Source organism: Candidatus Burkholderia verschuerenii (assembly GCF_001189365.1).
GTDB classification, from domain to species: Bacteria; Pseudomonadota; Gammaproteobacteria; order Burkholderiales; family Burkholderiaceae; genus Caballeronia; species Caballeronia verschuerenii.
In genome coordinates this window covers 1-10,906 of the sequence record NZ_LFJJ01000189.1, presented here as the reverse complement: position 1 = coordinate 10,906, position 10,906 = coordinate 1, and the positions used below count along the sequence as shown (strand labels likewise).

Here is a 10,906-nt window from a genome sequence, read left to right as displayed (position 1 = left end):
CGCTTCTTTAAGCGTATCAAGCATTTTCGTCGCGTCGCCACTCGATATGACAAACTCGCCCACAGCTACCTCACCTTTGTCTCCATCGTGTCTGCTCGGGCCGCTCTTAAATGTAAACAGGACCTAGCACGTTGATATTGAATTGCCGATGAAAGCTTTCCTCGGTCACTTCTTCCAGCGCCGCGAATTCGTACACGCCTGAATTATTCACGAGGATATCGAGCCGGCCGAAGGTTTCGACTGCCGCATCGACAATACCTTGCGAATCCGCCGCTTTCGATACATTGCCGCCCACTGCAACCGCCTTGCCGTTGTTCGCGACGATATCCGCGACGACCTTGTCCGCGCCCGCCTTGCTGCTCGCATAGTTGACGACTACCGATGCGCCTTCGGCCGCCAGCGCTTTCGCGATGCCCGCGCCGATACCTTTCGATGCGCCCGTGACGACGGCGACTTTGCCTGTGAGTTTGCTCATGACCGTTTCCTTATCGAAGTTTGACTTGATTCAGACTTGGCCGCCCTCGGTTTCGAAGCGGGCCGCGTTGTGAAGAATGTAGTCACCTTGCAGGACGCGATAAAGCGGCTCGTCGCGAATTGACTGGCGGGATTTGACGAACAATGCACGACGATGCTCAAGGCGCAGCGTTTGCTTAAATCGCATCGCGAACGCTGCGGCGGGCATTTGATTATGCTTATACGCGGTGCTTTACGACGCGGGGTGCCGCATCGTGAAATCGTCACCTACCCACATAATGAAGGAGGTTCGAATGTCGATCGAAAAAGTCCTGTACACCGCACATGCCCACGTCACCGGCGGCCGCGACGGACGCGCGACGATCCCCGACAGCAAACTCGATCTGCAACTGACCACGCCAAAGGAACTCGGCGGCGGTGGCGGCGACGGCACCAATCCCGAACAACTTTTCGCGGCGGGATATAGCGCCTGCTTCATCGGCGCGATGAAGTTCGTCAGCGCGCGCGACAAGATCAATCTCCCGAAGGATCTCGCCGTGGATGGCAGCGTGGGCATCGGCCAGATTCCGAACGGCTTCGGCATCGAAGTCGAATTGAAGATCGCGCTGCCGGGCATGGATCGCGCGGAAGCACAGGCGCTGGTCGACAAGGCGCATGTGGTGTGCCCTTATTCGAACGCGACGCGCAATAACATCGACGTCAAGTTGACGCTTGTGTAAGGCGTTTAATTTGAACGTGGCGGATCGCGCTCGCTTGCGATCCGCCGCAACATCACGCTTTAGGCACCATGACCGTGACGTCGATCTCCACCAACATCTCCGGATCGACCAGTCCGCCGACCAGCACGAATGTGCTTGCCGGAAAACGCCCCGCTTCGAAATGCTTGCTGCGTTCGGCGTGAATCGCAGGCAGCCAGTCGCGCGAAGTCGAGAACGTGACGATCTTGACGATATCTTCCAGCGTCGCGCCGAGCGCGCTGACGGCCGTTGCGATGTTCTTCTAGATCTGCGCCATTTGCGCGTCGATATCGCCCGCGCCGACGAGTTGACCGTCCGCATCGCACGCGACTTGTCCCGTCAGAAACACCGGCGTGCCTTCGCGCACGATGCCATGCGTGTAGTAGCTTTGCGTCTTGAGGCCTTGGGGATTGACGTATCGTGCGTTCATGCGTGGACTCCGCGAACATCGAGTGCGTTGGTTCTCAGACCGCTTTCGGCGAGCGCATCGACCACCGATGTACCGATGGTACGCAAATCGTCGATAAAATCCGGCACGATCACGGTGATGCCATCGAGATCCGCGCCCTTCACGATATGCGCGAGCTTCGCGCCGATCGTCTGCGGCGAGCCAACGATTGCGGCAGGCGTCAGCGATTGCGCCGCATTGCCCTGCGCGATAAAGCGCTTGGCCATTGTGTTCTGCGCGAGGCTCTTGTCGCCGGAATATTCGCGCGTCTGGTTATCGAGCGCTTCGGTGTCCACGCCCGAATTGAAGTAATCGACGCGTTCCTGCGCGATCGCATCCGTCTCGCCCGGCACGATGGTAAAGAGCCCGTAGGTCTTGAAATCGTGCTTGCCGACTTCCGCCGCGAGTTCCTTTGCGCGTCGGCCGATCTTGATGAAATCGTCCTTGTCGCTGCCCAGCAGAAAGCTCGCGGTGCAATTGCGAATCGTAAAGCGAAAGCCCGTATCCGAACCGCCCGCGCAGATGATCGGCGGCATGACCGAAGGCTTCGGATTCGACATGCAATCTTCCAGCGTGAAATGCTCGCCCTTGTGATTCACGCGATCCTCGGTCCACAGCCGCTTGAGTACCGTGAGCCATTCCTCGGCAAAGGCATAGCGGCCCGCATGATCGAGATCGCGCCACAAACCCATCTGCCCTTGATCGTAAGGATTCGATCCCGCGACGATATTCAGGCCGAAGCGCCCTTTCAAAATCTGATCGATCACCGCCGACATCTTCGCGACGACGGCAGGATGGAACACCATCGTATGCACGGTGCCCCAGACCTGAATGCGCGAGGTGGCTTCGGCGAGCGCGGACATCGTGGAGAGCGATTCGAGCGTGATATCCCAATGCTGGCTCGGGCCGCCGTAGCCGCGCCATTTCGCCATGCTCAGCGCGAAGTCGAAACCGAGTTCTTCCGCGAGCAGCGTGACTGCCTTGTTGTAGTCGTAGGTCGCGGGTAATTGCGGGCTGGTCGTCGACGTGATCCATCCACCGTTGCCGACGGGAAGAAACACGCCGAGTTCGACGCTGCACCGTTCCTTGAGTTCTGCGTTCATCGTCTTTCCTTGCTAAATTTGATAGCCGTACCTTTATGCGGCAGTGAGCGCATTTGCGCTCAACGCCTTGCGCGATTCGTCGTGCAGCGCGTCGAGCAACTGCTCCTCGTAACGCGCGAATTCCTGCGATGCCGACATCGCCAGCGTGCGCGGACGCGGCAAATCGATCTTCAGATCGAGCCGCACGCTGGTGGGCCGCGCGCCAAGCACGACGACGCGATCCGACAGAAAAATCGCTTCGTGGATATCGTGCGTGATCATCACCGCCGTCCACGCGTGTTCGGCCCACACGCCTTGCAGCCAGTTTTGCATCTCGATGCGGGTCAGCGAATCGAGCGCGCCGAACGGTTCGTCGAGCAGCAGAATCTCGCGGCCCAGCACGACGGTGCGCAGAAACGCCGCACGCTGGCGCATGCCGCCCGACAGTTCGAACGGCAGGTTGTCTTCGAAGCCCGCGAGCCCGAACGCGGCGAACAACTCGCGCGCCTTTTCGCGCGCGTCCCGGCGCTTGATGCCGGCGAGTTCGAGTCCGAGCGCCGTGTTGTCGAGAATCGAACGCCACGGAAAAAGCAGGTCTATAGGCGAACGGCGTGCAATCGCCGGTGCGATCGCGGCCATCGACGAGCACATGTCCGCTCGATGGCGGCTCGAGCCCGGCCATGATATTGAACACCGTGCTCTTGCCGCAGCCCGACGGCCCGATCACCGAGACGAATTCGCCGGGCGCGGCGCGAAACGACACATCGCCGACCACGTCGCGCTTCACGCCCTTGCCGAGCGCGAACGACTTGCGCACGTTGAGCAATTCGATCTTGTTGAGGCTCATGAAAAGCTCCTGTTTGGCGAGGTCATTTGCCGCGGCGGCGTGCCTTCACATGCCACGGCACGATCGCATATTCGAGCAGATACGTGAGGCAGAACAGCGCCACGCTCAGGATCGCCGTGACGATCACCGAGGCAAGCACGAGGTCCGTGCGAAAGGCGTTTTTCTGCATGCCCATATAGATGCCCAGTCCGAACTCCGCGCCCACGTATTCAGCGAAGATCGCGCCCGTCACCGCATAGGTGATGCTGATGCGCAGCGCGGTAAAGAACGACGGCAACGCCGACGGCAATCGCACATAGCAGAACAGCTTCCAGCGATTGCCACCCATGCTCTTCACCAGATTGGCCGACTCGCGATCCGCCGAATCGAAGCCTTCGACCAGACCGACCGTCACCGGAAAGAACGTGACGAGCGCGATCACCAGCACTTTCGGAAACAGCCCGAAGCCGAACCAGATGATCACGAGCGGCGCGATCGCGATGACCGGAATGGTCTGCGATGCAACCAGCAGCGGCATCAATCCGCGCCTGAGCCACGCCGAAAAATCGATGGCGACGGCCAGCGACCAGCCGATCACCAGCGATACCGAAAAGCCGATCAGCGTGACATACAGCGTCGGCAGCGTGTTGTCCCACAGATCGTCGCGCGCGACCCAGCCCGCTTCGATCACGCGCGACGGCGCGGGCAGAATCTCGGGCGCGACGCCCGTGATGCGCACTGCCGCCTCCCAGATGAACAGCAGCACGACGACGATCACCACGGGCGGCGCGATCTGCACCAGCATCTCGCGCATCGGCTCGCCCTTGGGCGCGCGCTTGACCTTGACCGGCGATGCGACGCCGGTCATGTTTTCGGCGTCGTCATCGCTGACGGATGAACCCATTCCGGGCGGCGCAGACGATGTGAGTTCACGCATGAGAAAACCTCTCAACACTTAGGAATCCGATACACTACTAGTTTTTGGTCAGATAGTCGTTCGTGAAATAATCCGACCAGTTCGGTTCCGTCTTGAGCGGTTTGCCGTCGGGACCGGAAAGCAAGCCTTTCTTGAACAGGAAGCCGGACAGACCCGCCCATTGCGCGACCGTCTGCGGACCCACCTTGCCTTGAGCATCGCGATAGTCGGGGCTCAACAGCCTCTGGCTTTCGACCACGAAGTCCTTATCCTGAAACGCCGACGGATTGAGCTTGATCAGCGATTGCGCCGCATCCTCCGGATGCGCGACCGCGAACTCATAACCCTTCTGCAACGCGCCGACGAACTTGTGCGCCAGCGCGTCGTGCGACTTGAGCCAGGCCGGATTCGACACGACGATCACCGCATACGCATCGGGGAAGCCGTAGTCTGTGTACTTGAAGTACTTCACCGGCTTGCCAGCGCGCTTCGCTTCGAGCCCTTCCCACGCCATATATGGCAACGCGAAATCGATGCTGCCCTGCTTGAGCGCCTCGATATACGAAGAACGCAGCGTGATCAGCTTGAAGTCGCCCTTCCCGCCCGCATTCTTGATGACCTGCGAGATGATGGCGCGCTCGCCCGGCGTGCCGACGCCGCCGAACTTCTTGCCGTCGAGATCCTTCGGGCTCTTCAAATCGTCGCGGCTCGCGAGCACGCCGATCGACGACGCCCAGTGCTGATCGATCGCGTACCGACTTCACCTTCGCGCCAGCCGCAATGGAAAACGTCACCGCGTCCTGAAACGTCGTGCCGAAATCGGCGACGCCCGCGCTCACCAGCGCATCGGGCGAGGTCTGGTTATACGGCAGCACCTTCACGTCGATGCCCGCGTCCTTGAAATAGCCATTGTCGATCGCGACGAACAGGCCGGTGTGATCCGTGTTCGGCGTCCAGTCGAGTGCGAAACGCACGGTCGTGAGCGGTTCGGCGGCCTGTGCGCTTGCGAGACCAGCAGCAGCAGCGACGAACGCAAAGGCGGCTTGCCTGATAAAGCGAGTAAAGATAGCGTGGGATTTCACGTCTTATGACCTCGAAGTGGAAAAATGAATAATCAGGCGTTGACGGGCGTCGAGAAGCCGAAGCGCCGTTGCCAATAAAGCAGGCCGTGCGATTCCTGCGCGCTCGACACGGTTTCGATATCCGCGAACACGAGCTTGTGATCGCCCGCGTCCACCATGCGATTGATCGTGCAACCGAAGCACGCCGATGCATCGCTCACGACGGGACCGAAGCCTTCGTCTATGGTGATCACATCGCGCAAGCGGTCCTCCGACTTCACGGCGCACGCGGCCACCACATGCTGCTGACCGCTTTCGAGCACGGACAGCGCGATACGACTGTCTTCATCGACGCGTGCGAGAAAGCTCGATGCATGCGCAAGCGCGATCATCAGCACGGGCGGGTCGAACGAAATCGACGTGAACGCGGTGACGGTCGTTGCGTGGCACTTGCCTTGCGCATCGCGCATCGTGACGATGGCGACGGGCGCGGCGACATTGGCCCATGCGTTGGCAAGCGCGGGCTTTATATCGGCCGATGCTGTCGCCATTGCCGCGCGCGTTTCGCGCAGTACATTAAGCGTGGCGTTGGAAATCGTGTTCATGCCTATTCTCTAAAGCGATTCATGTGATGCAGTCACGTTGCCGCGCGAACAACTCGCGTCGTGACGCTTCCAGTTGTCGCGATGTTGCGACGGCGCAATGCCGAAGTGACTCTTGAAGACCCGACTGAAATACGCCGAATCGTTGAAGCCCCAGCGAAAGCACACTTCGGAAATGCTTTCGCGGAAATACACCGGGTTCATCAGTTCCTCATACGCGCTTTCGAGCCTGCGACGTCGCACGTAGAGGTTGAATGCCTCGCCGCCTTCGTTGAGGATCTTCTGCAAATAGCGCGGCGAAATCGACAGCAGCGGCGCGACGCTCGCGGGCTAAATGCCCGCATCGCGCAACTGCCGGTCGATCGCTTCGTGCGCGCGGCTCAGCAACACCGCTCGGCTCGCCGTCATGTCGCGTCGATCCGGCGACGCCGCCAGCGCTGCGATAAAGAATTCGGAAATCGACAACTCGATGGCGCGCACTTCCGCCTCGCTCATCGCATCGCACGCTTTCGCGAAGGTCTCGATAAGCGTGGCGAGCATGCGCGCCGCACCGCTATCCGCGCGCACCGATTGCACCGGCTTCAACGCCGCCGACGCCAGAAAGCGCGGCACGCGGCCCGAACGCGGCAACTGCACGAATTCGAGCGTGAGCGCATCCGGCGCATCGAACACGAGACGATGACCGATCGGCCCGAACACCATATCGCCCTGTTCCAGCGCGATCGATTCGCTCTGAGCCCGCACGCGCGCCGAACCTTCGAGCACATACGCGAGCCAGTATTCGTTGTGGCGTCGCCGGTCCTCGGTCGTGATGGTGTGCGCGTCGATGCGCACGTTCACCATCTCGAAGCCGCCCGGCGCACGCCAGCGCCGCGCCCGCACGAGCGTTTCCGACGATGGATCGCGCGGCGCAAGTTCCCAGTTCAGGTCTTCGACGAAGCGCTTCCAGCCGGTCACGCGTGACGCTTCGGGCAACTGCGCGGCGTCGAAGTGAGCGATATCGAGCACGATGTTTCCCTTCCTTCGTTCAGGCCGCGGCAGTCGCGAAGAAATCCGCGACCAGCGCATTGAACTCGTCCGGCACCACGCGCGAACAGCTATGCCCGCCCGTCGCGAGCACTTCGAGCCTGCTGCCCGCGATCGCCTTCGCCAGCCGCTTCGACTGATACGGCGGCGTGAGGATGTCGTCGGCCGCGCAGACGATCAGCGTCGGCGTCGTCACGGCAGGCAAATGCTTCAGCCAGTCGAACGCGAGAATCGCATCGATACGCGCCGTCACTACCGCATACGGCTGCGCCATCTCAGCCGCGCCGCGCGCTTCCGCTTCGAGCGCGTCGGCGTTGTCCGCACGTACCACGCGGGATACATGAACAGGATGTTGCCGTGCGCATACGCCTCGCGACCCGCGCCGTCGAGCACATGGCGAAGCAGCTTGAAGCACCAGCTGAAGTGCGCATCGGTCGCGAGCCACGAGGCATACAGCACCATCGCTTCGACGCGCTCGGGCGTTTTGGTCGCGAGCACCTGACAGATCGCGCCGCCCGTCGAATGTCCGACGAAGCGCGCGCTCGCATGACCGAGATGGTCCATCAGCGCGAGCACGTCATCGGCGAGCAGTTCGACGGAATACGCGGTCTCGGGCCGTTCGCTGCGATCCGTGCCGCGCTGATCGTGCAGCACGACGGTGTAATCGCGCGCGAGCGCCGCGAGGTTCGGCTCCCAGAAGCGCGCTGCCGCCGAGACCGGAGATCAAGTAAAGCAGCGGACCCGATCCGTGGATCTCGTAGTGCAGATCGACTCCGTTGATTCGTGCGCTGGGCATACTGTTCTTCTGGCTTGAGTGGATAAAGGCGCTTAGCTGATATGCGCGACCGTCGCGATCTCGACGAGGAACTCGGGTTTCACCATCTCCAGCTTCACGCAGAAGCGCGCCGGACGCGGCTCCTTGAAATACTCCATGTAGACGTTGTTCATCTCCGTGTAGTGGGTCATGTCGCGAATAAAAATGTGGTTCATCGTGACGTCTTCGAGCGTCGCGCCCGCCGCTTCCAGCACGACCTTGATGTTCTCGATCACCTGACGCGTCTGCGCGGTGATATCGCCGTGACCGGTGATCACGCCCGTGACCGGATCGGTCGAGAGCATGCCAGCGACATAGACGGCTTTATCGGCCTTGACGCCCCACGACAGATGCGTGAAAGAAGTGGTCCAGCCTTTGGGATGAATATGTTCGTTCATGACTTGAATGACTTTCCGTTCGTTGATGTTGATCTGCACTACTACATTGACACACGTTTATTCGCCGGGTTTGGACTCAGCGCTCCGATCTTTTGGAGTGAGATGTCGTGTTGCTTTTTTTGCTTGGAGAAGCGGTTTTCGAGTGCTTAAAGTGCACACACCTCAACCGATGAATCAAGGAATCGCCATGTCTTACACGTATCTCGGCAACACCGGCCTGCAAGTCTCGACCATCTGTCTCGGCGCGATGATGTTCGGCGGCCAGACCGATGTCGCCACCGCGCGACGCATCGTCGCGAAGGCGCACGATCAGGGCGTCAACTTCATCGACACGGCGGACATGTATCACGCGGGCGAATCGGAGCGCGTGGTCGGCGGCGCGATCGCGGGTCATCGCGATGACTGGGTCGTCGCCACCAAGGTCGGCAATCCGATGGGCGCGCGTCCCAACGAGCAAGGCATGTCGCGCAAGTGGATCATGCGCGCGGTCGAAGACAGCCTCGCGCGCCTCGGCACCGATTACATCGATCTGCTCTACGTGCATCGCGCGGACTTCAACGCGCCGCTCGGCGAGATGGTGCGCGCGTTCGCCGATCTCGTCCGTCAGGGCAAGGTGCGCTATTTCGGCGTGTCGAACTTCAAGGCCTGGCGTCTCGCGGAGACCTGCCGTCTCGCCGATGAAGCCGGCATCGATCGCCCGGCTGCGACGCAGCCGCTCTACAACATCGTCAATCGCGAAGCCGAGGTCGAGCATCTGCCCGCGGCAGCCCATTACGGCGTCGGCGTGGTGACGTACAGCCCGCTCGCGCGCGGCATTCTCACCGGCAAGTACGCGCCCGGCGTCGAACCCGGCGCCGACACGCGCGCGGGCCGCGCCGATCCGCAGCATGCTGCAGGCCGAATGGCGCGAGGAATCGCTCGTCGTGGCGCGCGAACTGGCCGCTTACGCGGAACGCATCGGCACCACGGCCAGCGCGCTCGCGACGCAATGGGTGCTTGCCAATCGACGCGTCGCGTCGGTGATCTGCGGCCCGCGCACCGAAGCGCAGTGGGACGACTACATGAATCCCGCGCCGCGCGACTACACTGCCGAAGACGAAGCCTTCATCGATCAACTCGTGTTGCCGGGCAAAGCATCCTCGCTGCGCCATCTCGATCCCCATCATCCGGTCGAAGGACGCATCGCGTTCTGATGTTCGTGCGATGCGCGTCCCGTATCTCTGAGGCACAGGTTAGGGACGCCATATTGCTCCGACAAGCGCCGAAATTGAGCGTTATCGTTGCCGGAATCGCAACACCTCCAGACGCGGCCGAGGCGTTCACGCGGCAAACATTTGCGCGGCGATGCGCCCGCGCCACGCCCATTTTGAAGGACTAGACGTGCGTTTAATGGCTATGCACTCTTTTGGCATGCACGCCGTTTGGAGCGGCGCAGTCCAAATCCGTGTCGTGCGTCCAACTGTGTGGATCGATTCGTGAAGCTGCTTGCCCTGCGTTATTTCCATGAAGTCGCCCGCTTAGGCTCAATTCGTCGCGCGGCCGATCTGCTGCACGTCGCGCCGTCGGCGGTGAGCCGTCAGATCGCGCAGCTCGAATCCGATCTCGATGCGGTGCTGTTCTTTCGCTCGAAGGCGGGCGTCGCGCTGACCAACGCGGGCGAAACATACTGGCGTCAGACGCGTCGCGTGATGCTCGATCTCGCCAACGCGCGCCAGTCGCTCGACGACATGCGCGGGCTGCGGCGCGGCGAAGTGCGCATCTACGTGATCGAGGGATTGGTGTCGGACTGGCTGCCGCGTCTGGTCGGCGAGTTTCGCAAGCTCTATCCGGGCATCCGCTTTCATATCCGCTCGACGTCGACGGATCAGATCATCGCGGCACTGCTGGAGCATGAAGCCGATATCGGCCTCACCTTCAACGCGCCGCCGCGCGATGAGATCCAGAACATCGAGGAATATGTGGAGCCGGTGACGTGCATCGTGTCGCCGGATCATCCGTTCGCGGATATGCCGCAACTGAAGATCAGCCAGTTGATCGACGAGCCGATGGCACTCGCGGAATCGAGCTTCGGTTTGCGGCAGTTGATCGAGCGCGCGTTCCAGCGCTATCGCTCGGAGTTCGAGCCGGCCATCACGACGAATTCGCTCGAACTCACCAAGGCAATGGCGATGTCCGGCACGATGATCGCCTTCATGCCGACGCTCACCGTGCAGCGCGAACTGAACGAAGGTCTGCTCCGGCCGATACCGGTCGAATCGAAGGAAATGTCGGAGTCGCGCACGAGTTTGTGCATTCATCGCGACCGTGCGTTGTCGTTCGCGGCGCGGGAGTTGTTGAAGGTGCTGCGGGCGGATTTTCGCGAGTTGAACGCGAAGCAGGCGGGGCTTTCGAACGCCCAATCGGCATAGGGGCGGCCAGCAAGCTGGCCGGTCCCCTGCCACACCACCCTGCCACACCACCCGGCGTGCGGGTCCGCACCGGGCGGTTCGGGAAGTTGAGGTTATGTGAGGCGAGGCATGCCA

General features: G+C 61.3%; 14 protein-coding genes and 6 pseudogenes. 4 read left to right on the top strand and 16 right to left on the bottom strand.

Features of this window, described 5'->3' with window-relative positions; translation table 11 throughout:
- Nucleotides 1-135 (top strand): annotated as a pseudogene (locus BVER_RS31850) (IS5/IS1182 family transposase); the annotation flags it as partial.
- Here the strand turns inward: BVER_RS31850 and BVER_RS23970 are convergent.
- Both BVER_RS23970 and BVER_RS31845 read right to left on the bottom strand, forming a co-directional pair.
- Nucleotides 122-475: pseudogene (locus BVER_RS23970) on the bottom strand (SDR family NAD(P)-dependent oxidoreductase); the annotation flags it as partial. The pseudogenes BVER_RS31850 and BVER_RS23970 overlap by 14 nt on opposite strands.
- Nucleotides 476-505: 30 nt before the next feature.
- Nucleotides 506-682: a hypothetical protein gene (locus BVER_RS31845; protein WP_157056197.1), complete on the bottom strand. Its 177-nt coding sequence runs from the start codon at nt 680-682 to the stop codon at nt 506-508.
- A gap of 85 nt (nt 683-767) precedes the next feature.
- On the opposite strand from BVER_RS31845, the gene BVER_RS23965 reads away from it, so the two are divergent.
- Nucleotides 768-1,193, top strand: a complete 426-nt coding sequence (locus BVER_RS23965; protein WP_050455404.1) for an organic hydroperoxide resistance protein — start codon at nt 768-770, stop codon at nt 1,191-1,193.
- 52 nt (nt 1,194-1,245) lie between these two features.
- Here BVER_RS23965 and BVER_RS36020 read toward each other — a convergent pair whose 3' ends face one another.
- The 14 genes and pseudogenes from BVER_RS36020 to BVER_RS23915 all read right to left on the bottom strand — a co-directional run bounded on the left by BVER_RS36020 (nt 1,246) and on the right by BVER_RS23915 (nt 8,384).
- Entirely contained in the window at nt 1,246-1,467 is a 222-nt protein-coding gene (locus tag BVER_RS36020; RefSeq protein ID WP_083452335.1) for a Rid family hydrolase, read from the bottom strand.
- A gap of 6 nt (nt 1,468-1,473) precedes the next feature.
- Nucleotides 1,474-1,641: a hypothetical protein gene (locus tag BVER_RS31840; RefSeq protein ID WP_157056196.1), complete on the bottom strand. Its 168-nt coding sequence runs from the start codon at nt 1,639-1,641 to the stop codon at nt 1,474-1,476.
- Complete coding sequence (locus BVER_RS23960) at nt 1,638-2,762, bottom strand: LLM class flavin-dependent oxidoreductase (protein WP_050455403.1); 1,125 nt, start codon at nt 2,760-2,762, stop codon at nt 1,638-1,640. The genes BVER_RS31840 and BVER_RS23960 overlap by 4 nt, the downstream gene beginning before the upstream one ends.
- A gap of 33 nt (nt 2,763-2,795) precedes the next feature.
- On the bottom strand, nt 2,796-3,392 hold the full coding sequence (locus BVER_RS23955; protein ID WP_232316733.1) for an ABC transporter ATP-binding protein: 597 nt from the start codon (nt 3,390-3,392) through the stop codon (nt 2,796-2,798).
- 52 nt (nt 3,393-3,444) lie between these two features.
- Nucleotides 3,445-3,588, bottom strand: a pseudogene (locus BVER_RS36560) (ABC transporter ATP-binding protein); the annotation flags it as partial.
- A gap of 22 nt (nt 3,589-3,610) precedes the next feature.
- A complete protein-coding gene (locus BVER_RS23950) occupies nt 3,611-4,471 on the bottom strand; it encodes an ABC transporter permease (protein ID WP_198155350.1) in 861 nt (286 codons plus the stop codon).
- A 70-nt stretch (nt 4,472-4,541) separates the two neighbouring features.
- Entirely contained in the window at nt 4,542-5,231 is a 690-nt protein-coding gene (locus BVER_RS32835; RefSeq protein WP_269750799.1) for an ABC transporter substrate-binding protein, read from the bottom strand.
- A 64-nt stretch (nt 5,232-5,295) separates the two neighbouring features.
- Nucleotides 5,296-5,457, bottom strand: a pseudogene (locus BVER_RS36015) (ABC transporter substrate-binding protein); the annotation flags it as partial.
- Between the two features lie 140 nt (nt 5,458-5,597).
- On the bottom strand, nt 5,598-6,149 hold the full coding sequence (locus tag BVER_RS23940; RefSeq protein ID WP_050455402.1) for a flavin reductase family protein: 552 nt from the start codon (nt 6,147-6,149) through the stop codon (nt 5,598-5,600).
- Nucleotides 6,150-6,158: 9 nt separating this feature from the next.
- Entirely contained in the window at nt 6,159-6,449 is a 291-nt protein-coding gene (locus BVER_RS23935) for a helix-turn-helix transcriptional regulator (protein ID WP_269750798.1), read from the bottom strand.
- A 27-nt stretch (nt 6,450-6,476) separates the two neighbouring features.
- A complete protein-coding gene (locus BVER_RS23930) occupies nt 6,477-7,154 on the bottom strand; it encodes a cupin domain-containing protein (protein WP_050455400.1) in 678 nt (225 codons plus the stop codon).
- Nucleotides 7,155-7,173: 19 nt separating this feature from the next.
- On the bottom strand, nt 7,174-7,446 hold the full coding sequence (locus BVER_RS23925) for an alpha/beta fold hydrolase (RefSeq protein WP_050455399.1): 273 nt from the start codon (nt 7,444-7,446) through the stop codon (nt 7,174-7,176).
- A pseudogene (locus BVER_RS23920) lies at nt 7,425-7,865 on the bottom strand (alpha/beta fold hydrolase); the annotation flags it as partial. The gene BVER_RS23925 and the pseudogene BVER_RS23920, both read right to left, overlap by 22 nt.
- Nucleotides 7,866-8,000: 135 nt before the next feature.
- On the bottom strand, nt 8,001-8,384 hold the full coding sequence (locus BVER_RS23915; protein ID WP_050455405.1) for a Rid family hydrolase: 384 nt from the start codon (nt 8,382-8,384) through the stop codon (nt 8,001-8,003).
- A 187-nt stretch (nt 8,385-8,571) separates the two neighbouring features.
- Between BVER_RS23915 and BVER_RS23910 the strand changes: the two are divergent.
- Nucleotides 8,572-9,577: pseudogene (locus tag BVER_RS23910) on the top strand (aldo/keto reductase).
- Between the two features lie 282 nt (nt 9,578-9,859).
- A complete protein-coding gene (locus BVER_RS23900) occupies nt 9,860-10,792 on the top strand; it encodes a LysR family transcriptional regulator (protein WP_050455396.1) in 933 nt (310 codons plus the stop codon).
- Nucleotides 10,793-10,906 lie beyond the last annotated feature (114 nt).